The sequence below is a fragment of the Paracoccus contaminans genome (assembly GCF_002105555.1).
In the GTDB taxonomy this organism is placed as follows: Bacteria; Pseudomonadota; Alphaproteobacteria; order Rhodobacterales; family Rhodobacteraceae; genus Paracoccus; species Paracoccus contaminans.
In genome coordinates this window covers 1,170,001-1,192,834 of sequence record NZ_CP020612.1, presented here as the reverse complement: position 1 = coordinate 1,192,834, position 22,834 = coordinate 1,170,001, and the positions used below count along the sequence as shown (strand labels likewise).

Here is a 22,834-nt window from a genome sequence, read left to right as displayed (position 1 = left end):
CAGTGGATCAATGCGCGGCGAACACGCGGCATTCCCTGACCTGAACCGCGGACGGGTCCGAGGACAGGGTAGTGAATGCCGTGGGAATGAAAGGCTCGGCCGTAACCGTCATCAGCGTCAGAACCCGGCCCGTTTCGGGCAGCGACTGGCGGCGGCGCTGCGTTACGGAACGCCCGTCGCGCAGATGGCCGCTTGCCGCAAACTCGACCCAGCCGCGGGCCTGAACGTCGATGATCGCCGCGGCCCAGACCGTGCCGACGATATCTTCGGGCATGGCCAGCCCGGATGGATCCAGCGCCGCCGGCGCGGCGGGGTTTTCGGGCAGCATCAGCCGCCCGGCCGAGGGCACTGCCCGGCACATCCGGTCGAGCGCCTCAAGCGGCAGGGGATCGCCCGGCGCATCCGGGGTCGTGATGGCGGTGCCATGGTTGGTGTGCTGCAACCGCCCCGTCACGCCCAGCGCCTCAAGCGCCCCCAGATGCGCCTTGACGGCGCTCTGGCTGGCGACGACGAAATTGCGGTCCGAGCCGGTGACGCCGAAACGGGTCAGGTTGCCATAGCGCATGGGTTGCCTGCCGCGATCCCTGACGATGTCCAGCAGCCGCGCCACCGCCGGGCCCATGCGGACGATGCGGTCATCGACATGCCGGAAATCCCATTTCTCGAAGGGTTCGAGCTTTTTCTCGCTGCGCCCGTCCGCCTGGCCGCGTGCGATCTTGGCGCGGTAATCGTCGTAGGATCGCGTGAAATAGTGGTTCACCGCCACGCGCTGGGCGGTCGGCGCATCGCGTTCATGCATCCAGACCTGACGCACAGGCCGGCCGAGTTCATCGACGCTGGTGCGGTTGACGGTTTCGGCGTGGTGGATATGCATCAGCCGCACGCGATCGGGGCGCACGAAGCATTTGCTGATCTGCCAGATCGCAGGATCGCAGCGGGTGAAGTTCTGGATGGTCAGGCCGGCCGGGCGGGCATGGTGCCCGGAATGGCCATACATGCGCCAGAACAGGACGACCTCGTCCGTGTCGGGCGACTGGGCGCCAAGGAAGGCGGGCAGGGACAGCTCGGCCGGCAGGGCGACGAATTCGTCGATGTCGAGAAAGCCCATCCAGTCGCAATTGGGGCCGAGGACAGCCAGCGCATGCTGATAGGCCTCGATCTGGCCGGGAAACAGCGGCCAGTGGATGAGGGTGACGATCCCGCAGTTGACGAAAGGGGTCAGCTCGGCAGCGGTCGTGTCGGACGAGCCGTTGTCGTAGATAAAGAAATGCTCGACCCCCAGCAGATAGTGATAGGCGACCCATTCGGCGATGAAGGGGCCTTCGTTCTTGGTGATGGCCGCCATGGCGACACCGAGGGGGGGCAGTTTCATGAGCTCTCCGAACGATCGGGAAGATCGACCTTACCGGAAAGGGGCGGCCAGCGACAGGCCTTGGCCATCTTGCTGGGAACAGGCGGGCGGGATAGACCGGCAAGATGTTGCCTATGGCATTGCCCTGCATGACGATGTGATCAATGGATGTTGACGTTTCGGTAAGTTCTGCCGCCCCTTTGGCTGCCGATGCGGTGCAGGGCAGGTGGGAACATTCCTTCGAGGAGGGCCTGAACCGGATCCTGCGGGGCTGGGCCTATTGCGTGGCCGAGCCGTCCCGTCCCGTGGCGATCACCGTCAGGGCGGGGGACGAGATCGTGGCCCATGCGCTTGCCTGCGAGCAGCGAAACGACTTGGTGGCGGCGGGCAAGGGCGATGGCTGGTGCGGCTTTGTGGTGCGCATCGATACGCGCCGCGTGGCGGGCCGGCCGCTGAGCGTGACCGGCGGCAACACGCCGCTGCGCGGCCCGACCGGCCCTGCGGCGCCGCCTGCCCGCGCGCCGCGCTGGCTGGGCGAGGTGACGCGCAGCGAGATCGCCGATGGCCGCCTGCTGGTCGAGGGCTGGCTTGCCGACCTGGCCCATCCTTCGATGCGCCCCGAGATCCGCCTGCATCTGCGCGGCTGCGAGGGGGATGACCTGCGGGATTTCGCCTGCCGGCCCGAGCCGCTGCCGGCGCTGTGGGGCAAGGGCCAGGAGGACCGCGGCTTCCGTTTCGACCTGCCCGCGCCTGAGGGGCTGAAGGTCGAGGATATCAGCGTCCTGCTGCCGGATGGGGCGATCCTGAACGGGATCGTCGGTCCGGTTCTGAGAACACAGGCTTTCTCGTCCGCCTGGCCGCGGCCGGGGGCCGCGGCGACGCTCGGCGGTCTGCGCGGCAGCGCGGTTCTTGATCGCCGCATGGTCCGCGGCTGGGTCGAGGATAGCGCCGCGCCGGGCCAGCCCCTGGCGGTGCGCGTCTCGCTGGACGGGACGGCCGTGTGGGAAGGCATGGCCGACCGGATCGAGACGATCGGCAGCGCCGAGGACCAGCCTTCGGGCAAGCGGCGGGCGCTGGGCTATCGGGTGCTGCTGCCGCCCCATGATGCCGGCCGGCTGGCGGGAACGGTGGATGCGGTCACGGCGGATGGCCGCCCGCTGCCCGGCTTTCCGCTGCACTGGGGTGCGGCCGATGCGCTGATCGGCGCGATCACCGATGTGCGGCTTGTCGGCGAACATCTGCGCCTTGGCGGCTGGTGCGTCGATTCGCGCGAGCCGCCAAGGCCGGTCGAGATGGTGGCGCGGCGCCATGACGGGGTGTTGATCGCGCGGTTCAGCGCCGATGCGCCGCTTGCGGCCGGTATCCGCACCCAGGCCGAAAACGCGCCGGTCGGGGCTTTTTCGGTGAATCTTTCCCTTTCGGCCCTGCGCCTGCCAGAGGGCAGGCCGCTGGATCCGCGGACATTGCCCATCATCTCGCCGGCCGGGACGCTGGCATCGCTGCCGCTGAGCCGCGAGGCGGCGGCGCTTGCGGCGCGCTTGGTGCCGGGCAATCACCAGTGCTTTGCCACGCGCGATGCGCGCATCCAGGGCGCCGTGGACGGGCTGGAGGGCGACGTTCTGCGCGGCTGGATGCGCAACCCGGACGAGCCGGACGAGCTGTGCTATGCCGATGTGTTTCTGGACAATGCCTGGTATGCCACCATCCCGGCAAACCGGGCGCGGGGCGATCTGGCCCGCCGCTTTGGCGATCATGGGGCCTATGGCTATGCCGTGGAAATGTCGCCGGCGCAGCGCTGGCAGGTGCCTGGCGACATCACGGTGCAGCCGCGGGCAGGCACCTGGGCGGAACCCAAGGCCCGCCTTGCGGTGCTGCCCGATTCCAAGCGCAATGCCACCATCAGCCCGCTGCGGCCGCTGGACGCGTTTCTTCGGCCAATGCCCGCGCGCAGCGGATCGGGACGGGTATCGGTCGTCGTGCTGAACCGCAACGGCGGGGCATTGCTGACGCGGCTGTTCGAATCGTTCGAGCGCCATAACACCCATGCCGATCTTGAATTCATCGTTGTCGATCACGCATCGACCGATGACAGCGCCGCGGTCTGTGCGCGCTGGGCCGGGCCGCTGAAGGTCAGCCTGATCCAGCGCAGCGGCAACTTCTCGTTCTCGCAGTCCAACAACCTTGGCGCGCAGCATGCGACCGGAGACATCCTGATCCTGGCCAATAACGACGTGCGGCTGTGCCAGGACATCGTGCCGCAGATCGTGGCGGCGCTTGACGATCAGGATATCGGTGCGGTTTCGCCTGCCCTGCTGGACGATGTGCCCGATCGCGCGCTTGAATCGGCCGGCCTGCCGGGACCGATCCAGCATCTGGGCGTGCATCTGTCGATCGGGGCAGGCAAGGCCCCGGGGGTGGTTCCCTTTGAAACGCGCCCCTCGCGCGAATGGGTCGGGATCGAGGCTGCGGCGATCGAGGTTCCGGCCGTGACGGGCGCCTTCATGGCCATGCGGCGGGCGGATTTCCTGTCGCTCGGCGGGCTGGACGAGGCATATTTCTATGGCCACGAGGATATCGACCTCAGCCTCAGGCTGCGCCGCGCCGGCAAGCGCATCCTTGCGCTGAACCAGCTGCGGGCGCTGCACCTGCGCGCCTACAGCCGCGACACCATGAGCGGCGACTATGCCCCCGTCCGCCTGCGCAATCGCAGGATCTTCGACGAACGCTTCGGCTCATGGGCGCGCCGGATCATGGCGGCCGACCGCTTTGGCCGGACCGGCTTCTGGACCGGGCGGCGGCTGCGCATCGCCTTTGTCGTCACCGAAAACGATACCGAGACGCTGGCGGGCGATTTCTTCACCGCACGCGAACTGGCCGAGGCGCTGTCGGCGCAGTTCCCGGTTGACTGCCATTTCATCCCCCATCGGTCGCCCGACCTGCGCGATCTGCGCGGGATCGACGTGCTGATCTCGATGCGCGACGATTTCGACCCGCGGCGGGTGCACGCATCCGATCCGACCATGCTGCGGGTCGCCTGGGTTCGCAACTGGGCAGAACGCTTTGCCGCCCGGCCATGGACGCGCGATTTCGACCTGCTGTGGGCGTCCTCGCGCCATGCCGCCGACCAGCTTTCCCGTCTGCTCCGGCGCCCGGTGGAGCTGGTGCCCATCGCCACCGCGCCCGCCCGCTTCGCCGCGGGGCGCGTCGATCCGGCCCTGCAGTCGGACTATTGCTTCACGGGAAGCTTCTGGGGCGTTCACCGCGAGATTTCGCAGACCCTTGAACCGGCCGCCCTTCCCTATCGCTTTGCCGTCTATGGCACGGGATGGGAGGCGGTGCCCCAGATGGCCCCCTTTGCCCGCGGGCCGCTGCCCTATGAGCGGATGCCGGACGTTTATGCCAGTACCCGCGTCGTCATCGACGATGCCAACCATGCGACCAAGCTGATGCAGTCGGTCAACAGCCGCGTCTTTGATGCGATCGCCGCGGGCTGCCTGGTGCTGACCAATGGCCGCGAGGGCGCGCAGGCCCTGTTCGGCGACCTGCTGCCCACCTATGACAGCCCGCAGGAGCTTGAGGCGCTGCTGCGCCGCTTTCTGGATGACGAGCCGCTGCGCCGTCGGACCGTGGCGGCCCTGCAACGGGTCGTGGAGGCCGAGCATACCTATGCCCTGCGCGCCCGGCAGGCCTGGGACAGCCTTGCCCGCGCCAGCGCGGCCGTCCGCATCGCCATCAAGATCGGCGCCCCGAACCGGGACGTGATCGCCGAATGGGGCGATTACCACTTTGCCGACAGTCTGCGCCACGCGCTCGAGCCGCTGGGCTACAGGGTGCGCATCGACACGCTGGACGAATGGGCCAACCCCCAATCGAACGGGGATGATGTGGTGCTGGTCCTGCGCGGGCTGTCGGGCTATGCGCCGCTGCCGCATCAGGTGTCGCTGTGCTGGGTCATCTCGCACCCCGACAAGATCAGCATCGCCGAGCTGAAATCCTACGATCACGTCTTCGTCGCCTCTCATGCGCTGGCGCGGGACCTGGGCGCGGAACTGGGCGAAGATGTCTCGGTCCTGCTGCAATGCACCGATCCTGCCCGCTTTCATCCCCAGGCGGACGAGCCGGTGTTCCGCGAAGACATCCTCTTTGTCGGCAATTCGCGCGGGGAATACCGGCAGGTGATCCGCGATGCGCTGGCCGTCGGGCTGAACCCGGCGATCTACGGCAATGGCTGGCGCGGCCTGGTGCCTGATGGCCATCTGCGCGCCGAGAACGTTCCCAATGCCCGCCTTGCCCATGAATACCGCGCCGCGGGGGTCGTGCTGAACGATCATTGGGACACGATGCGCCGTTACGGCATGATCTCGAACCGCGTGTTCGACGTGCTGGCCTGCGGCGGGCGGCTGATCAGCGATCCCGTCGAGGGGATGGAGCAGTTGTTCGGCGATTTCGTCCGCACCTATCGCGAACCCGCCGAACTGGCCGCCCTGACCGCCGAACTGCAGGGGGAAGGCCCCGACCGTCAGGCCGAACGCGATGCCTTTGCCCGGCGGATCATGGCCGAACACGGCTTTCCCGCACGCGCCGCCCAGCTTGACGACATGATCCGCGCCCTGCTTGCCCGCAAACTGGCCTGCGGATCGTGACGCATGGCCGCCAAGCCCCGCGGCCTGCCGCCAAAGCGGGCCGATGACTGTCATCCGCCCCGAACCCATCGTCCGGCGGGGGCTTTGCGTGAAAGCCAGGCGCCCTTGGCCAGCTGGAAGGGCCTGTCCTGGCGCAACCCTGTATTCGCCCAAGGCTGCGGCGTTGCCGCCCTGTGGGCAGCAGCGATGGCGCGGGGCCAGCCCGGATGTGACGCCGCAGGGATCGGCCCTGCCGCAGCCGTCCTGCCCCCTGCCGCCTGACGCAAGAATCAGGCGGTTCCTGCTCTGTCCGCCTGATCCCCTGCGGCCGGGCCTTCATGAATGGCAGCCCATGGCGCATGCCAGCCGTGGCGTCAGCTGCGCGGGCGCAGGTTTTCCGGATCATACAGGGCCTTGTTCCCGACCGCCGCGATCTCGACCGGGAACTGCTCTCCCATATATTCGACGATCAGCCGGCGGCCCTGCTGGCAATATCGCCAGGGCAGATAGGCCAGCCCGATGTTGCTGCCGATGGTCGGGCCATAGGCCATCGAGGTGACATAGGACCGGCGGCCCAGCTCATCGACCAGCGTCTCGCCCGTCGCGGGGTCGAGCACCGGAAGGATGCCTACGGGATAGCGGGCAATGCCGGCGGAATCGACATTGTCGGTCATCACCAGCGTGCACAGCATCGCCGGCTGGTGATCGCGCGCGCGGTATTCCAGGTGCCTGGCCTTGCCGCGGAAATCGGCGTCCTTGACCTTGGGCCGGGCAAGGTCCGCCTCGAACAGGTTGTATTCGGTCCGCAGGTCCGCGTTCTGCAGGCGCAGGCTTTTTTCCAACCGGCGCGAATTGGCGTAGGTTTCCACCCCGACCGCCGGCGCGCCGGTGGACCGCAGCGCGTCCCAGACGGCCAGCCCGTCCTCATAGGCCATGTGCAGTTCCCAGCCCTGCTCGCCGACATAGGAAATGCGAAAGGCCATGACCGCGCGCCCCGCGATGCGGATGGTGCGAATGGCGGCAAAGGGAAAGGCGCCCGGCTCCAGCGCGGCCGGGTCTTCGACCACCTTTTGCAGGTTGGTTCGGGCGTTCGGTCCCCAGATCCCAATGGTGACGAAGCGTTCGGTCACGTCGGTGATGGTGACGTCCAGCCCCCGATCCTCGGCCACCCGGCGCATGTAGGCCAGATCGCGCGGCCCGGCATCGGCGCCGTTGACCAGCCGGCAGCGGTCGGCCAGCCGGATGACGGTGAAATCGGCGCGGACATGGCCCTCGTCGTCGAGGAAATGGGTATAGATGCCCTTGCCGATATTGGCGTCGCCGCCGATCCGCGCCGCGCACAGCCATTCCAGCAGCGCGACATGGTCGGGGCCGGACAGCTCGGTGACGTGGAAATGCGACAGGTTGATGATGCCGTAATTCTCGGACAGCTCAAGATGCTCGGCATTCGACACCCGCCAGAAATGCCGGTTGTCCCATTCATGGGCGCGCACCGGCACGCGGTCGCCGTATTTGTCCAGCAGGTGATCGTTGGAGGCATAGCCATGCGCGCGTTCCCAGCCGCCCAGTTCCATGAAATGCCCGCCCAGTTCGACCTCGCGCTCGTGGAAGGGCGAGCGGCGGATGTTGCGCCCGCCCGCGAACGGCTCGCGCGGGTGGACGGGGGGTTATAGATCGCCGCCGCGGTCTGGGTGCAGCGGGCCTCGATATAGTCGGCTTTCAGCTGGTGCGGGGCAAAGCGGGCATAGTCGATGCTGGCGTGATCGACGGCGGTGCGCCCGTCGGTGATCCAGTCGGCGACCAGCTTTCCATAAGCGGGCGCGTCCTTGACCCAGATCGCCACCGCATACCACAGCCCGCGGGCCTTGATGCTTTCCCCGACCGAGGGCATCGCGTCGGTCGTGGCCTGCAGCAGCCCGTTGAACGAATGGCTTTCGTTATAGCCCAGCTCGCCCAGGATCGGGGTCAGTTCGATGGCGCGTTCCAGCGGGCCCATCAGATCCTCGATGTCCAGATCGCGCTGCGAGGGCGAGAGCCGCGCCTGTTCCTTTTCCAGGATGTCGCGCGGGTGGCACAGGCGCGGCTGGGCTTCGTAATAATAGCCCCATTCGATCTGCCCGCCCTCGGCCGTGGTCGGATCGCCGGTGTCGCGCATATAGGCCGAGTTGCCCTGATCGCGCAGCAGCGGATAGCCGATATCCTTGCCGGTGCCGGCGAATTCATTGAAGGGGCCGAAGAAGGTCAGCGGGTGATCGACCGGAAAGACCGGCAGATCCTCGCCCGCCATCTCGGCGATCTGGCGGCCCCAGAGGCCGGCGCAGACGATCACCAGGTCGGCCCGGATGGTGCCGCGCGGGGTGACGACGCCGCGGATATGGCCGTTCTCGATCACCAGCGCGGTCGCCGGTGTATTGGCATAGGCGGCCAGCTTGCCGGCCGCCATGCCCATGTCCACCAGCTTGCCCGCCACGGTCTGCGAGCGCGGGATGACCAGCCCGGCATCGGGATCCCACAGGGCGGCGGCCACCAGATCCTGTTCGATCAACGGAAAGCGCTGCTTGACCTCGGCCGGGGCGATGATCGTCGCGCGGGTGCCGAAGGCCTTGCCCGAGGCGACCTTGCGCTTCAGCTCGTTCAGCCGCGCCTCATCCCCAGCCCGCGCGATCTCGAGCCCGCCGACACGGGCGTAATGGCCCAGCCTGTCATAGAAATCGACGGAATAGAGCGTGGTCCAGGTGCTGAGGAAATCATGGCTGGTCGTATAGCAGAAATCCGAGGCATGGGCCGTCGAGCCGATATCGGTGGGGATACCCGACTTGTCGATACCCACGATGTCGTCCCAGCCCCGTTCGATCAGGTGATGGGCAACCGAGGCGCCCACGATCCCCCCCAGGCCGACGATGACGACGCGTGCGCGTTCGGGAAACGCCATGATTAGAGATCCTTGACCAGTCGCAGCGCGTCATGGACAGCGGCATGTGTGTTGCGGGCGGAAACGGCGTCGCCAATGCGGAACAGCTGGAAACGCCCTTCTGGGTTGCGGACGACCTGCTGGGGGTGGCCGGCGATCATGGCGCCGTAATCGACCTCGCCCAGATTTGACGACAGCGGTTTCAGGTCGAAATACAGCTCATCCAGCGGCCTTGTGCCGTGGTTGACGACGACCTGATCGACCAGCCGCTCGCGCGCCGCCTCGCCATAGTCGCTGCCCAGCGTGACGCGCAGCAGGTTGCCCTCGCGCACCACCGCGCGCAGGCGCCAGGTGACGGTAAAGGTCGTCTGCCCTTTCTGCAGCGCGCGCATGTAGGGCACGAGGTTCATCGCCATGATCTCGGGCGCAAAGCTGCGGTCGGGGGTGACGATTTCCACCGCCGCGCCGGTTTCGGCAATCGCCTGCGCGGCCTGCAGCGCCGCATGGTCCCCCGCGTCGTCAAAGACCAGCACGTTCGCGCCGGGGCGCATGTCGCCCGACAGGATGTCCCAGGCAGACACGACCAGCTCATTGCCCTGCGCCAGCACCTCGGTATGCGGCAGCCCGCCGGTAGCGACGATGACCACCTCCGGATCGGTGTCCAGCACCTCGCCTGCTTCGGCATAGCTGTTGAAATGGAAGGCGACGCCCATGCGATCACATTCCGCCTGCCGCCACGAGATGATCTGCCCAAGCTCGCGCCGGCGGGGTTGCAGGGCGGCAAGGCGGACCTGCCCGCCGGGCTGGTCCGCGGCCTCGAACACCGTCACCGCATGGCCGCGCTCAGCGGCGACACGTGCCGCTTCCAGCCCAGCGGGACCGGCGCCCACGATGGTGACGCGGCGCGGCCGGGCGGCGGGGGCGGCGGCATGAGGCAGCGTCTCCTCCCGCCCCGAGGCGGCGTTGTGGATGCACAGGGCCATGCCGCCCTGATAGATGCGGTCGAGGCAGTAATTCGCGCCGACGCAGGGGCGGATGCGGTCCTCGGCCCCGGCCATGATCTTGCGGACGATATGGGGGTCGGCGATATGGGCGCGGGTCATGCCCACCATGTCCAGCAGCCCGCTGGCCACGGCGTGGCGGGCGGTGGCCACGTCCTGGATCCGGGCGGCGTGGAAGGTCGGCATCCGGGTGCTGGCGCGGATCTCTCCGGCAAAGTCGAGATGCGGCGCAGACGGCATGCCGTGGATCGGGATCAGGTCGGTCAGGCCGGCATCGGTGTCGATATGGCCGCGGACGATGTTCAGGAAATCGACCTGGCCGGTGCCCCGCAGCAGGCGGGCGATCTCGGCCCCGTCCTCGCGCGTCACGCCGCCGGGCATCTGCTCGTCCGGCACGACGCGCATGCCGACGATGAAATCCGGGCCGACGCGGGCGCGGATGGCGTCCAGCACCTCGAAGGTGAAGCGCAGGCGGTTTTCCAGGTTGCCGCCATAGGGCGGGCCGAGGTCGTTGATCGAGGGCGTCCAGAACTGCGCCAGCAACTGGCCATAGGCCTGCAGCTCGATCCCATCGACGCCGGCGGCCTTCATCCGCTCGGCCGCGTCGGCGAACTGCGTCACGATCCGGGCGATGTCCCAGTCCTCGATCCGCTTGGGAAAGGCGCGGTGCGCGGCCTCGCGTTCATGCGAGGGGCCCAGAACCGGCAGCCAATCGCCGCGGTCCCAGCGGGTGCGGCGGCCCATATGGGTGACCTGGATCATCACCGCCGCGCCGTGGTCGTGACATTCGTCCACCAGCCGCTTCATCCACGGCACGACCTCGTCCTTGTAAAGCAACAGGTTGCCGAAGGCGGGCGGGCTGTCCGGGCCGACCACCGCCGATCCCGCCGTCATGGTCAGGGCAACGCCGCCCTTGGCGCGTTCGACGTGATAGGCGCGGTAGCGATCCTTGGGCAGCCCGTCCTCGCCATAGGCCGGCTCGTGCGAGGTCAGCAGCAGGCGGTTCTTGAGCGTCAGGTGGCGCAGCTGGAAGGGCTGCAACAGCGGGTCGGTGGACATGGCGCGCTCTGGGAAAGACGGGTCGACTGACACCAGCGTGCGGCCACTGTTCAGGGCTGTCAAGAAATTAGAACATGGCGAACATTGAATGTTCGGCCTTGAACATTTCCGTTGCCATGCGGGGTCGGCGCGGTAATCATCGGCCCATGGACAATCCCTCGCCCCATCTCAAACGGCCCAAGGAACGCGGCTCGCGCGACTTGTGGCTCGATGCCGCGCAGGGGGCGCTGGTGGACAACGGCGTGGACAGCCTGCGCATCCAGTTGCTGTCGGACCGGCTGAGCTTGTCGCGCACCAGCTTCTACTGGTTCTTCGACAGCCGCGAGGAACTGCTGGAGGCGCTTCTGGATCGTTGGGAGCAGACCAACACCCGCGCCTTCCTCGCCGCGACCGAAGCCTATGCCGAAACCGCAGCCGAATCGGTGCTGAACCTGATGGCGATGTTCATCCGGGGCGATCGGTTCGATGCCGGGTTCGAATTCGCCGTGCGCAGCTGGGCGCTGCAATCGGGCGATACCATGCGCCGCGTGCGGCTGGCCGACGAGGCCCGGATGGAGGCGCTGCGCGTCATGCTGCGGCGCTTTGGCTATGACGGGGTCGATGCCGACGTGCGGGCGCGAACCATCTATCTGGTCCAGATCGGCTATATCTCGATGCAGCCCGACGAGACGGTGGAAACGCGGCTGGCGCGGATCGCTTCCTATGTCCGCATCTATACCGGCAAGGACCCGACCCAGAGCGAGATCGGCCGCTTTCTTGCCCCCTTCGGCTATCAGCCGGATGACGATGGCCGGCCGGTGCCTGTCAAACGCGGCGTCGATTGACGCAGCGCCAGCCAGCCGGCGATCCAGAGCCCGCCGGCCAGCCAGCCAACAAGGCTCTGACGGAGGTGGAAATGCGCACAATCCTGACCCTCGCCGCGCTGGGGTTCGGCCTTGCCGGTGCCCCCGCACTGGCCCAGGACCAGACATGCGGCGATCTGTCGCTGTCGAACATGAACTGGCAGAGCGCCGAGGTGCTGGCGGCGCTGGACCAGTTCATCCTGAACAAGGGCTATGGCTGCAACGCCGAGATCGTCGCCGGCGATACCGTGCCCTCGATCACCTCGCTGATCGAGCAGGGCCGCCCCGAGGTCGTGCCCGAAGCCTGGATCAACCTGCTGCCCGACCTTGTCGCCAAGGCCAAGGACGAGGGCCGGATCGTCTATGGCGCCAAGGCGCTGTCGGACGGCGGCCAGCAGGGCTGGTTCGTGCCGAAATATTTTGCCGACGCCCATCCCGAGATCACCACGATCCAGGAACTGCTCAAGCATCCCGACCTGTTTCCCGATCCCGAAAAGCCGGGCAAGGGCGCCATCTATAACGGTCCCGAGGGATGGGGCGGCACGATCGTGACCACGCAGATGTTCAAGGCTTACGGCGCCGAGGCGCAGGGCTGGAACCTGATCGACACAGGATCTGCCGCGGGCCTCGATGGCGCCATCGCGCGCGCTTATGAAAACAAACAGCCGATCGTGGCCTTCTACTGGGAACCGACGGCGCTGCTGGGCAAATATGCGATGGTGCGTCTGCAGCATGGGGCGCCGCTGGACGATGCGGAATGGGAACGCTGCACGTCCAAGGCCGACTGCACCGATCCCAAGGTCAACGACTGGAAGGCGGATGTTGTCTATACGCTGATTTCCAGCGACTTCGCCAAGCGGGCGCCCAAGGACGTGATCGACTATCTCGACAAGCGGTCCTGGACGAACGAGACGGTGAACAGGCTGATGGCCTGGATGTCCGACAACCAGTCCACCGGCGAGGATGGCGCACGCGAATTCCTGCGCACCCAGCCCGATCTGTGGACCCAGTGGGTGACACCGGCCGCCGCCGAAAAGATCAAGGCCGCCCTGTAAGCCAGCCCTTCGCCGCGGGCCGCCCTGGCCTGCGGCGCCCTCGGCCCCCCTTGCGCCCTCACGTCAGGATTCCGCATGCCCGACTGGCTGAATCGCTTTCCCCAGATGGATGAGACAACGCTGCGCGATCTCAAGCGCGTGATCGACGAGGGATTCCGTCAGTTCTCGCGCAGCCATGGCAGCGGGATCGAAGCGGTCTTCGATCCCCTGCGCCGCCTGCTGATCCAGGGCGAAAGACTGATGCTGGGGATGCCCTGGCCGCTGGTCCTGGCCCTTGCCGCGGCGCTTGCCTGGTGGGGCAGCCGCAGCATCCGCCTGACGATCGCCAGCGTCCTGACGCTGGCCGCGACGGGCTATTTCGGGATGTGGGAGGACACGATGCGCACCATCGCCATGATCCTCGTCTGCACCCTGGTGGCCATCGCCATCGGCATCCCGCTTGGCATCCTGATGGCGCGGTCGGACCGCATGCGCGGGATCATGAACCCGCTGCTGGACGTGATGCAGACCATGCCCAGCTTTGTCTATCTGATTCCGGTGGTGATGCTGCTGGGGATCGGCCGCGTCGCGGGCATGATCGCCGTCGTGATCTATGCCCTGCCGCCGATCATCCGCCTGACCAATCTGGGCCTGCGCGAGGTTGACCGCGAGGTGATCGAGGCCGCCGACGCCTTCGGCTCGTCCGCCTGGCAACGGCTGTGGAAGGTTGAACTGCCGCTGGCGCTGCCGACGATCATGGCGGGCGTGAACCAGACGATCATGATGGCGCTGGCGATGGTGGTCATCGCCTCGATGATCGGGGTTCAGGGCTTGGGCCAGCCGGTGCTGAAGGCGATTTCCAACCAGTATTTCACACTGGGCCTGTTCAACGGCTTTGCCATCGTCGGCATCGCCATCATCTTCGACCGCATCAGCCAGGCCTTCGGCCGCCGCCTGCAGAAGCACCGGGGAGGCCATGATGCCTGAGCCGCTCGCCATCGAGATCCGCGATCTCTACAAGATCTTCGGCGCCCATCCCGCCGCCCATGTCGAGGCCGTGCGCGCCGGCATGACCAAGACCGAGCTGAACCAGCGCCACCGCCACGTCCTGGGCCTGCGCGATATCAACCTGTCGATCGATCCCGGCTCGATCCAGGTGGTCATGGGTCTGTCGGGGTCGGGCAAGTCCACGCTGATCCGCCACATCAACCGGCTGATCGAGCCGACCGCCGGCCAGATCGTCATCGGCGGGCAGGACGTGCTGGCGATGGCCCCCGCCGCGCTGCGCGATTTCCGCCGCCACCAAACGGCGATGGTCTTCCAGAAATTCGCCCTGCTGCCGCACCGGACGGTGATCGACAACGTCTCCTATGGCCTTGAGGTGCAAGGCGTCGCGCAGGACAGGCGCCATCGCGAGGCGTCGCGCTGGATCGAGCGGGTGGGCCTTGCCGGCTATGAGAACCGCTATCCCAGCCAGCTGTCCGGGGGGATGCAGCAGCGCGTCGGGCTGGCGCGCGCGCTGACCAATGACGCGCCGATCCTGCTGATGGACGAGGCCTATTCGGCGCTGGACCCCTTGATCCGTTATGACATGCAGACAGTGCTGCTGGATCTGCAGAAGGAGATCCGCAAGACCATCGTCTTCATCACCCATGACTTTGACGAGGCGCTGCGGATCGGCGATCGGATCGCGCTCTTGCGCGACGGCTCGGTCATCCAGGAAGGCACCGGGCAGGATATGGTCCTGCGTCCTGCCGACGACTATGTGGCCAGCTTCGTGCAGCATGTGGACCGTGCCAAGGTCGTGCAGGCGGCCTCGGTCATGCAGCCGTTGTCGGGCGAGGCGACCGGTCCGACCATTCCCGCCCGCAGCGGACTGGGCGAGGCGATCCGCGCCATGTCGGCGGGCGGCATCGACCGGGTGACGGTGGTGGACGAGGCCGGTCGCGCCATCGGCGTTCTGCCGATGACCCGCGCCATCGCCGTGGCCGCGGGCGACAGCTGAACGGCAAGGCCGCCCCCGCGCCTGCCGGAGGCGGGCGTTTGCAGCGCCTGCCGGCAGACTAGCGGTCGATCACCAGATCGCTCAGCGGGCGCGAGCAGCAGGGCAGGAACATCCCCGCGTCGATCTCGCGCTGGCGGATGCCGCCTTCGTGCTTCATGTCCACGCTGCCGCTGACCAGTTTCGATTTGCAGGTGCCGCAGATGCCGTTCGCGCAGGACGACGGGATGCGGATGCCTTCACGCTTGGCGCAGGACAGGACAGTCTGTTCCACGCCGACCTCGATGCTGCGGTTCTGCTTGGCGAAGGTCACCTTGAACGCCGAGGCGGCCGGAGGTTCATGCACCGGGGGTTCCAGCACGGCGGCGTCGAAGCTTTCCTCGAAATAGCGTTCGGCCGGAACGCCGATGGCGGCAGTGATGGTGCGGGCGGCGGCCATGAAGGGCGCAGGGCCGCAGCACATCACCGCCCGCTCGGCCAGATCTGGAACCATCAGCCGCAGCATCTCGGCCGAGATGCGCCCGGTCAGGCCCGGCCAGGCGGGATCGCCCTGCCGGCTTTCGGGCAGCAGGACCAGCCGCAGGCCGGGCATGCGCGAGGCCAGCAGCGCAAGCTCGTCACGGAAGACAAGGTCGCGCGGGCTGCGGCCGGCATGCATGAACACCACATCCGCAGGCTCGGCCCGGTCGGCGATCTCGCGCAGCATGGACATCACCGGTGTGATGCCCGATCCGCCCGACAGGAACAGGTATCTGGGCGCCCCGGTTGCCGGCCGCACGAAGCTGCCGCGCGGCCCCTGCGCCCGCACGAGCGCGCCGGGCCGCAGATTGTCGTGCAGCCAGTTCGACACCCGCCCGCCCGGCACGCGCTTGACGGTGATCGTGATGGTGCCCGGCCGGGTCGGCGGGGACGAGACGCTGTAGCAGCGGCTTTCCTCATCCCCGCCCAAGGGAAAATCGAACAGGAAATACTGCCCCGCTTCAAAGCGGAAATGCTTTCCCGCGGGCGAGACGAAGGTAAAGCTGCTGACATCATGGGTTTCCTGGTGGACCGCGATGCAGCGCAGCTGATCGTCGGCCAGCGGATCCCACCAGCCCGGCGCTGACATTGCCGGCTCAGTAGCCATGCGCGCGCATCCGGTCCACATACCAGCCGGCAAACCAGTCCAGCTGCTTTTCGGTGAACGGCGAATACATCCCCGGCACATAGGCAGGATCGGATACCCCCGCATGGGACCGGCCGACCAGCGCCGCGTCCTCCTCGTTGGTGGCGACCCAGACGCTGGTCAGGTTGTGCAGGTCATAGTCCATGCCCTCGACCGCATCCTTGTTGACCAGCCATTTCATCCGCAGAAGCGTCTTGTCCGGCCCCAGCGGGATGACTGCGGCGACGATGATGTGATCGCCCATGAAATGGTGCCAGCTGTTATGGCCCCACAGATGCGTGTCGCCCAGATCCTTGCGGCCGATGCCGGTCAGCTTGGCCACGGCCGCGCGCGCATCGGGCGTCTGCGATTCCCCCGCGCCCGAGATGATCAGCCGCTGGGTGCGGAAGTTCGATTCGGTCTTGGACAGATGCTCGATGGCGGCCGAGGGATAGCCCTCGGCCTCCCAGGCGACGATCTGCCGGGCATACAGGGCCTCGTGGCGGGCCGCCCGTTCCCGGTCCTCGGGCGACAGGCTCTCGGGGTCGAACCCGAAGTCAAGATCGATGTAGGACACGCACAGTTCTGGATGATTGGCGGCGCAGTGATAACATTCGCGGTTGTTCTCGATCGTCAGCTTCCAGTTGCCGTGTTCGATCACGTCCTGCGTGAATGCGACGCGCGTGTTCTTGAGGTCATAGGGCAGCAGCCGGTCGCGGCCCACCGCCTCCAGCGCGTCGATGTCGGCGGGCGGGTCGTCGGACAGGCAGACATGGATCAGCCCGCCGATATTGCGGAAGTTCACCGGCTTGAGGCTGTTGCAGGTCTTGTCGAAGTCGCGGCCCATATGGGGGGCATAGGCCAGTTCACCCGTCAGTTCGTAGGTCCACTGGTGATAGGGGCAGACCAGCTTGGAGACGACCGATGTGCCCTCGTCCAGGATGCGCGCGCCGCGATGGCGGCAGACATTGTGGAACACCCGCACCTCGCCGTCGTCATCGCGCAGCATGATGAGGCTGGAACCGGCCACGTCGATCACGCTGGCATCGCCCGGCTCGGGCACGTCGCATTCCGGCCCGATGAAGATCCAGTGCTTGCGGAAGAACACGTCCAGATCGGCCTCGTAGACATCCTCGCGCGTGTAGAGACCGGCGGGAAGGGAATGGCCCTCGCGCCGCTCATCCAGCAGGGTCGAGATCGCGGAACGGGACTGGTCGAGCATCGGAAAACCTCTGGGCGTGACGGTTGGCAGGGCCAAGCTAGCGGTCAGGAACGGGCTTTCTTCAACTGCATTAATGGTTTCTGCTCGCATGACTGAATGTAATGGCAGGGCGGCGAATCGCCCCGCCGGCAGGCGAGGGGAACAGGATGCCGGGATTGCGCCGCAGGCTGCCGCCGCTGACCGCGCTGGTGACATTCGAATCGGCCGCGCGGCTGCGCAGCTTCACCCGCGCTGCGGCCGAGCTGGGGGTAACGCAGGCGGCCGTCAGCCGGCAGGTGCATCTGCTTGAAACCGCCCTGGGCTTTCCCGTGTTCCGCCGTCTGCACCGGCGCGTCGAGCTGACCGAGAACGGCCGCATCCTTGCCAATGCTGCCAGTTCTGCCCTGACGCTGATGGCTGATGCCATCGACGAGATCACCGACGCTTCGGCCCCCGACGAGCTGGTGATCTCGGCCTCGGTCGGGTTTTCGCATTTCTGGCTGCTGCCTCGGATTTCGGGGTTCAGCCGGGAACATCCGCAGTTCAAGCTGCGGATCGTGGCGCAGGATCAGCTGGTGGATCTCGGCCGGGGGGATGCCGATCTGACGATCCGTTACGGCAATGGGCTGTGGCCGGATGGCCGTTCGATCCTGCTGTTTCGCGACGAGGTCTATCCGATATGCAGTGCCGAATACCTGCAGGCCCACGGGCCCATCGACACGCTGGATCAGCTGGTGCGGCACCCGCTGATCATGCATCAGTCCCACGATCCCGTCTGGACCGGATGGGAGGCGTGGCTGTCCGCCTTTGGCGCGGCCATGCCGCGGCGCGGTGCGCAGATGGTGTGCAGCTCGTTCACCGATTCGATCTATGCGGCACTGGCCGGGCAAGGCATTTCGCTGGGCTGGGCACGGCTCATTCCCGACCTGATCGCCCAGCGGCGGCTGGTGCGGCTGACCGATCACGTCGCACGGACCAGCGACGGCTATCACGTCGTGGTCCCGTATCGGGCCCGGCCCAAGGCATCGGCCGAGCTGTTCCTGCACTGGCTGTCCGACAGGGCGGCCGAGGCCGGTTCGGACCCAGCGACCAGCGGCTGAAGCCCGGCCGCGTGCCCCGTGCATGCCAAGGCGAAAGGGGCTGCAAGAGCGTGGACATCGGCCGGGTTTTCCGTCCGCCAAGGCCCCTGCCTCAACCGCGCCATGGCTTCTTTGCAGGCCGGCAGAGAGCCGGCCCCGCTTGCCAGCCCGCGCAGAGATCATCCGGCCAGGGCATGGATGTTCCTTGCCCTGCGGACCCGGCCGGTGCCGCTGCAAGGCAAAGGCCCGTCCTGCCGGACCGTGAGCGGCCGGGATCGGCTGCCCGGACGCAAGACGCCGCCCTATCCTGCGGAACGGGAGCGCAGGCCGGATGGCCCAGGGCAGATGCGGCCCGGACCCGTCCGGTGCAGCTCTGCCGCACGCTGCGCAGGCAGGCGGGGACCATGCCGTGCATTGCCAGACAGAGCAGCCCCGCCGCCGAAGCCAAGCAAGCGGCCGCGGCCCTTGCCGTCACAGGGGCAGGCGATGCCGTCCCAAGGCGGCTCTATCATTCCAAAAGCAGGCCATGCCCTTTCACGAAAGACAGGGCGCAACACCGGAGAACACAGCAGAACGCCCGCGGCGCGAACCGCGGGCGTTTATCATCTGCACAAGAGGCGGGCGTTCAGCCCTGCCGCGCCTTGAACCGGCGGTTGGTCTTGTTGATGACATAAATGCGGCCCTTGCGGCGCACGATCTGACAGTCGCGGTGACGCTCTTTCAGCGAACGCAGCGAGTTGCGAACCTTCATCGGTCTCTCTCCTCTCGGCGCTCGCGAGTTGCGCCCGGAAAACTGAATGCCCCCGGTGACAGGCCGGGGGCGGCGAAATCATGGTGGGCGGTACTGGGATCGAACCAGTGGCCACTACGATGTCAACGTAGTGCTCTACCGCTGAGCTAACCGCCCTTGCCTGCGACACCGGGCCTCAAACCCTGAATCGCGTTGGTCCGCGTGTCTATACAGGCCGATTCCAAGGGCCGCAAGCCTCCTTTTCTATCCCGTGCGGCGCGTTATACTGGGCATGGGCGCGTACGGGGCAGGCGCCCGGATCCAAGGGGACCGATGACCGCTGGCCCGGATTTTCCACAGGGCACCTTCGATCTGGTGCGGCCGCCCGACTGGGCGTGCGGTGTCATCATGGCGTCGCCCCATTCCGGCCGCGACTATCCGGGCTGGTTCCTGGCCGAATCCATCCTTGATCCCCTGGCGCTACGATCGTCCGAGGATGCCTTCGTGGACCGCCTGATCGCGCCGGCTGCCGATGCGGGGGCAGCTGTCCTGCTGGCGCGGGTGCCGCGCACCATCGTGGACCTGAACCGGGGTGCGGACGAACTGGACCCGGCAGCGATCAGCGGCATCGCGCCTGCGCGTGTCGCGCCGCGCGCCATGGCGGGCCTGGGCGTCATCCCCCGCGTCGTTGCCCATGGCCGTCCGATTCGGCAAGGCAAGCTGACCGCCCCTGAGGCGCGGCGGCGCATCGAAGCCTATTGGCAGCCCTATCATGCTGCGCTGTCTATCCTGATGGATGAGGCAGCGACCCGATTTGGCCAGGCGATCCTCATCGATGTCCATTCGATGCCGCATGCCGCCCTGTCCCATGTGGCCGGCCCGCCGCCCGACATCGTTCTGGGCGACCGCAACGGCCGGTCGGCTGCACCCGGCGTCACGGCCGCGGTTCATCAGGCGCTGGCTGCCGAAGGCTTTGCCGTGCGCCGCAACACGCCCTTTGCCGGCGCCCATACCGCCGCGGTCCATGGGCGGCCGTCCTGCGGCCGCCATGTCGTCCAGATCGAAATCGACCGCAGCCTCTATATGGACGAGGCGCGGATATGTCCTCATCACGGCTATGATGCCTTTGCGGCGCGGCTGGCCCGCGTGGCCCGAAGGCTGGCCCGGATGGCCGCCGATCCCTCGCAGCTGGCGGCCGAATGAAGCCCGGCAGCGCGCTTTGCGATGACGATCTGGGGCTGGACTGGCGCGGGGCCAAGCTGGTGCTGACCTGCGGCGATTCGCTTCTGGTCCTGCGCCGCGATGATATTGCCGGCATTCCCTGGCCCGGCATGTGGGATCTGCCCGGCGGTGCGCGCGAGCCGGGCGAGGGCCCGCGTGCCTGCGCCCTGCGCGAGCTGTTCGAGGAAACCGGCCTCAGGCTGGACCCCGCTCGGCTGAGCGGCTTTGCCCGTGCGCTGCCGCACCGGCCGGGGCGGCACGGGTTCTATTTCACCGCCGTCCTGACCCCGGCAGAGGCGGCGTCCGCCCGGCTGGGCGACGAGGGAACGGAACTGCGCCTGATGCCGGCGGCCGAGTTCGTGGCCCATCCCCAGGCGGTGCCCCATTTCCGGGCGATTGTCGCGGCAATGCTGGGCCTCGACCAGCCCCGGCCCTGAGCATGGGCCTTTGCCATGGGATGACGAGCCAAGGCCCTGTCCCGCGGCATGGCCGCGACAGCGCGGCCCGTCAGAGCCGTCAGGCCTTGTCGGGCAGGGCTGCTGGGGGCAGATCGTCAAGGATTGCCTGCGCCGCGGCGCGCGGGTCGGGCGATTGCCAGATAGGACGGCCCACCACGATGTGATCGGCGCCGGCGCCGATGGCGGCGGCGGGCGTCTCGATCCTTTTCTGATCGCCTGCGGCGGCGCCGGCGGGCCGCACGCCGGGGGTGACGATCAGCCCGGCGCCCGGCAGGGCGCGGATCGCCGCCGCCTCGCGCGGGGAACAGATGACCCCGTCCGCGCCGGCTTCGAAGGCGCGGGCCGCGCGTTCCACCGTCAGGGCGTGCAGGTCACCCTCGCGCATCAACCCGGCATCGAGGTCGGCACGGTCCAGCGATGTCAGGATGGTGACGGCCAGGATGCGGGTGCCCGACCCCGCCGCGCCCTGCCGTGCAGCGCGCACCACATGGGGATCGCCGTGGACGGTCAGCAGGTCGATGTCGAACCGCGCCAGCCCGCGCACCGCCGCCTCGACCGTGGCGCCGATGTCGAACAGCTTCATGTCCAGGAAGATGCGCTTGCCGTGTTCGTCCTTCAGCTCGCGCGCGAGAGCAAGGCCGCCGCCGGTCAGCATGCCCAGGCCGATCTTGTAGAACGACACCGCATCGCCCAGGCGGGTGGCAAGATCCAGCCCTGACAGCGCGTCCGGGACGTCAAGTGCAACGATCAGGCGGTCGTCCATGTCATTCTCCTGCGCCCCGGCATATGGCGGCTGGTCTAGGGCATGGCCGGTCCGGCTTGCAAGGCGGCACCGCCTCGCCTGAAGGCCGGCCCGCCGCGGGCGGCGCGCGAGACAAGCCCCATGCGCTGCCATGGGCCCGGCGGGCCGCCGCGCCACGCCCGCCGCCGGGTTGAAGCGCCGTTTTGCCGTCCCCATCTGAACCCCAAGACCCGCACGGTGCCGTGCCAGCAGGGCGGCGCAAGGCGGGGGCTGCAAAGGAGAGATTGCCCATGGACATGGAAAAGTTCACGGAACGCTCGCGCGGGTTCCTGCAAGCTGCGCAGACGATCGCGATCCGCGAAAACAATCAGCGCGTGGTGCCCGAGCATCTGCTCAAGGCGCTGATGGACGACGATCAAGGGATGGCCGCCAACCTGATCACCCGATCGGGCGGCGATGCCGCAGCGGTGCGGCGCGCGGCGGATGAGGCGGTCGCCAGGCTGCCCAAGGTGTCGGGCGGCGACGGGCAGGTGTATGTGGACAGCGCGCTGGTGCGCGTGATGGACGAGGCACAGACCCTGGCGCAGAAGGCTGGCGACAGCTTTGTGCCCGTTGAACGGGTGCTGATGGCGCTGGCGATGGTGAACACCCGCGCCAAGGATGCGCTGGACGCCGGCAAGGTCACGCCGCAGGCGCTCAACGGCGCGATCAACGACATCCGCAAGGGCCGCACCGCCGATTCGGCCAGCGCCGAGGACAGCTTTGAGGCGCTCTCGAAATACGCGCGCGACCTGACCGAGGCCGCCGAGCAGGGCAAGATCGACCCGATCATCGGCCGCGACGAGGAAATCCGCCGCGCCATGCAGGTGCTGAGCCGCCGCACCAAGAACAACCCGGTGCTGATCGGGGAACCCGGCGTCGGCAAGACGGCCATCGCCGAGGGGCTGGCCCTGCGCATCGTGAACGGCGACGTTCCCGAATCCTTGCGCAACAAGAAGCTGATGGCCCTCGACATGGGCGCCCTGATCGCCGGCGCCAAATACCGCGGCGAATTCGAGGAGCGCCTGAAGGCGATCCTCAAGGAGATCGAGGCAGCCGCCGGCGAGATCATCCTGTTCATCGACGAGCTGCATGTGCTGGTCGGCGCGGGCAAGACGGACGGGGCAATGGACGCCGCGAACCTCATCAAGCCGGCGCTCGCGCGGGGAGAACTGCATTGCGTCGGCGCGACCACGCTGGACGAATACCGCAAGTATATTGAAAAGGACGCCGCGCTGGCCCGCCGGTTCCAGCCGGTGATGGTCGAGGAACCCACCGTCGAGGACACGATCAGCATCCTGCGCGGCATCAAGGAGAAATACGAACTGCACCACGGCGTGCGCATCAGCGATGCCGCGCTGGTCGCTGCCGCGACGCTGAGCCACCGCTATATCACCG

At 67.5% G+C, this 22,834-nt stretch carries 16 protein-coding genes, 1 tRNA gene and 1 pseudogene (1 of these 18 cut by a window edge); 9 read left to right on the top strand and 9 right to left on the bottom strand.

Annotated elements, in window-relative coordinates:
• Positions 1–7 precede the first annotated feature (7 nt).
• Positions 8–1,372 carry a glycosyltransferase family 92 protein gene (locus tag B0A89_RS05605; protein ID WP_085377289.1) on the bottom strand — a complete coding sequence of 455 codons (1,365 nt, stop codon included), beginning with the start codon at positions 1,370–1,372 and terminating at the stop codon, positions 8–10.
• A 143-nt stretch (positions 1,373–1,515) separates the two neighbouring features.
• Here B0A89_RS05605 and B0A89_RS05600 point away from each other — a divergent pair, with 143 nt between their 5' ends.
• Positions 1,516–5,994 (top strand): glycosyltransferase family protein, encoded by a 4,479-nt coding sequence (locus tag B0A89_RS05600; protein ID WP_085377288.1) that lies wholly within the window; start codon positions 1,516–1,518, stop codon positions 5,992–5,994.
• Positions 5,995–6,347: 353 nt separating this feature from the next.
• Here the strand turns inward: B0A89_RS05600 and B0A89_RS15140 are convergent, their stop codons facing one another.
• The 3 genes and pseudogenes from B0A89_RS15140 to B0A89_RS05590 form a co-directional block, all read right to left on the bottom strand.
• The gene (locus tag B0A89_RS15140) at positions 6,348–7,547 is read right to left on the bottom strand and encodes an aminomethyl transferase family protein (protein ID WP_240558656.1); all 1,200 of its coding nucleotides are present in this window, start codon (positions 7,545–7,547) and stop codon (positions 6,348–6,350) included.
• Between the two features lie 146 nt (positions 7,548–7,693).
• Positions 7,694–8,905: pseudogene (locus B0A89_RS15135) on the bottom strand (NAD(P)/FAD-dependent oxidoreductase); the annotation flags it as partial.
• Between the two features lie 2 nt (positions 8,906–8,907).
• Positions 8,908–10,944 carry an oxidoreductase gene (locus tag B0A89_RS05590; protein WP_085377287.1) on the bottom strand — a complete coding sequence of 679 codons (2,037 nt, stop codon included), beginning with the start codon at positions 10,942–10,944 and terminating at the stop codon, positions 8,908–8,910.
• Positions 10,945–11,090: 146 nt separating this feature from the next.
• Between B0A89_RS05590 and B0A89_RS05585 the strand changes: the two genes are divergently transcribed.
• The 4 genes from B0A89_RS05585 to B0A89_RS05570 all read left to right on the top strand — a co-directional run bounded on the left by B0A89_RS05585 (position 11,091) and on the right by B0A89_RS05570 (position 14,825).
• Positions 11,091–11,768 (top strand): TetR/AcrR family transcriptional regulator, encoded by a 678-nt coding sequence (locus tag B0A89_RS05585; RefSeq protein WP_085377286.1) that lies wholly within the window; start codon positions 11,091–11,093, stop codon positions 11,766–11,768.
• Positions 11,769–11,839: 71 nt separating this feature from the next.
• Positions 11,840–12,841, top strand: a complete 1,002-nt coding sequence (locus B0A89_RS05580) for an ABC transporter substrate-binding protein (protein WP_085377285.1) — start codon at positions 11,840–11,842, stop codon at positions 12,839–12,841.
• Positions 12,842–12,916: 75 nt separating this feature from the next.
• On the top strand, positions 12,917–13,807 hold the full coding sequence (locus B0A89_RS05575) for an ABC transporter permease (protein WP_085377284.1): 891 nt from the start codon (positions 12,917–12,919) through the stop codon (positions 13,805–13,807).
• Positions 13,800–14,825 carry a quaternary amine ABC transporter ATP-binding protein gene (locus tag B0A89_RS05570; protein ID WP_085378771.1) on the top strand — a complete coding sequence of 342 codons (1,026 nt, stop codon included), beginning with the start codon at positions 13,800–13,802 and terminating at the stop codon, positions 14,823–14,825. The genes B0A89_RS05575 and B0A89_RS05570 overlap by 8 nt, the downstream gene beginning before the upstream one ends.
• A 58-nt stretch (positions 14,826–14,883) precedes the next feature.
• Here the strand turns inward: B0A89_RS05570 and B0A89_RS05565 are convergent, their stop codons facing one another.
• Positions 14,884–15,948: an FAD-binding oxidoreductase gene (locus tag B0A89_RS05565; protein ID WP_157115255.1), complete on the bottom strand. Its 1,065-nt coding sequence runs from the start codon at positions 15,946–15,948 to the stop codon at positions 14,884–14,886.
• Positions 15,938–17,224 (bottom strand): aromatic ring-hydroxylating oxygenase subunit alpha, encoded by a 1,287-nt coding sequence (locus B0A89_RS05560; protein WP_240558655.1) that lies wholly within the window; start codon positions 17,222–17,224, stop codon positions 15,938–15,940. The genes B0A89_RS05565 and B0A89_RS05560 overlap by 11 nt, the downstream gene beginning before the upstream one ends.
• A 119-nt stretch (positions 17,225–17,343) precedes the next feature.
• Between B0A89_RS05560 and B0A89_RS05555 the strand changes: the two genes are divergently transcribed.
• Complete coding sequence (locus B0A89_RS05555; protein ID WP_205949780.1) at positions 17,344–18,267, top strand: LysR substrate-binding domain-containing protein; 924 nt, start codon at positions 17,344–17,346, stop codon at positions 18,265–18,267.
• A 604-nt stretch (positions 18,268–18,871) separates the two neighbouring features.
• On the opposite strand, the gene ykgO is transcribed toward B0A89_RS05555, so the two are convergent.
• Together ykgO and B0A89_RS05545 are read right to left on the bottom strand one after the other, a co-directional pair.
• On the bottom strand, positions 18,872–18,997 hold the full coding sequence (gene ykgO / locus B0A89_RS05550) for a type B 50S ribosomal protein L36 (RefSeq protein ID WP_036700801.1): 126 nt from the start codon (positions 18,995–18,997) through the stop codon (positions 18,872–18,874).
• Between the two features lie 81 nt (positions 18,998–19,078).
• Positions 19,079–19,153, bottom strand: a tRNA-Val gene (locus tag B0A89_RS05545).
• Positions 19,154–19,309: 156 nt separating this feature from the next.
• Between B0A89_RS05545 and B0A89_RS05540 the strand changes: the two genes are divergently transcribed.
• Entirely contained in the window at positions 19,310–20,179 is an 870-nt protein-coding gene (locus B0A89_RS05540; RefSeq protein WP_085377281.1) for an N-formylglutamate amidohydrolase, read from the top strand.
• Positions 20,176–20,634 carry an NUDIX domain-containing protein gene (locus B0A89_RS05535; protein WP_085377280.1) on the top strand — a complete coding sequence of 153 codons (459 nt, stop codon included), beginning with the start codon at positions 20,176–20,178 and terminating at the stop codon, positions 20,632–20,634. Before B0A89_RS05540 ends, B0A89_RS05535 begins: the two co-directional genes overlap by 4 nt.
• 79 nt (positions 20,635–20,713) lie before the next feature.
• On the opposite strand, the gene pyrF is transcribed toward B0A89_RS05535, so the two are convergent.
• A complete protein-coding gene (pyrF, locus tag B0A89_RS05530; protein ID WP_085377279.1) occupies positions 20,714–21,418 on the bottom strand; it encodes an orotidine-5'-phosphate decarboxylase in 705 nt (234 codons plus the stop codon).
• 269 nt (positions 21,419–21,687) lie between these two features.
• Between pyrF and clpB the strand changes: the two genes are divergently transcribed.
• Positions 21,688–22,834 carry the beginning of an ATP-dependent chaperone ClpB gene (gene clpB / locus B0A89_RS05525; RefSeq protein ID WP_085377278.1) on the top strand. The gene runs 1,481 nt beyond the window's last position, so 1,147 of the gene's 2,628 nt are visible here — the first part of the coding sequence; it begins with the start codon at positions 21,688–21,690; its stop codon lies beyond the right edge, outside the window.

Coding starts and splice junctions, on each gene's coding strand:
- B0A89_RS05605 (WP_085377289.1), bottom strand. CDS start 1,372: ATGAAACTGCCCCCCCTCGGTGTCGCCATGGCGGCCATCACCAAGAAC.
- B0A89_RS05600 (WP_085377288.1), top strand. CDS start 1,516: ATGGATGTTGACGTTTCGGTAAGTTCTGCCGCCCCTTTGGCTGCCGAT.
- B0A89_RS15140 (WP_240558656.1), bottom strand. CDS start 7,547: ATGGAACTGGGCGGCTGGGAACGCGCGCATGGCTATGCCTCCAACGAT.
- B0A89_RS05590 (WP_085377287.1), bottom strand. CDS start 10,944: ATGTCCACCGACCCGCTGTTGCAGCCCTTCCAGCTGCGCCACCTGACG.
- B0A89_RS05585 (WP_085377286.1), top strand. CDS start 11,091: ATGGACAATCCCTCGCCCCATCTCAAACGGCCCAAGGAACGCGGCTCG.
- B0A89_RS05580 (WP_085377285.1), top strand. CDS start 11,840: ATGCGCACAATCCTGACCCTCGCCGCGCTGGGGTTCGGCCTTGCCGGT.
- B0A89_RS05575 (WP_085377284.1), top strand. CDS start 12,917: ATGCCCGACTGGCTGAATCGCTTTCCCCAGATGGATGAGACAACGCTG.
- B0A89_RS05570 (WP_085378771.1), top strand. CDS start 13,800: ATGCCTGAGCCGCTCGCCATCGAGATCCGCGATCTCTACAAGATCTTC.
- B0A89_RS05565 (WP_157115255.1), bottom strand. CDS start 15,948: ATGGCTACTGAGCCGGCAATGTCAGCGCCGGGCTGGTGGGATCCGCTG.
- ykgO (WP_036700801.1), bottom strand. CDS start 18,997: ATGAAGGTTCGCAACTCGCTGCGTTCGCTGAAAGAGCGTCACCGCGAC.
- B0A89_RS05540 (WP_085377281.1), top strand. CDS start 19,310: ATGACCGCTGGCCCGGATTTTCCACAGGGCACCTTCGATCTGGTGCGG.
- B0A89_RS05535 (WP_085377280.1), top strand. CDS start 20,176: ATGAAGCCCGGCAGCGCGCTTTGCGATGACGATCTGGGGCTGGACTGG.
- pyrF (WP_085377279.1), bottom strand. CDS start 21,418: ATGGACGACCGCCTGATCGTTGCACTTGACGTCCCGGACGCGCTGTCA.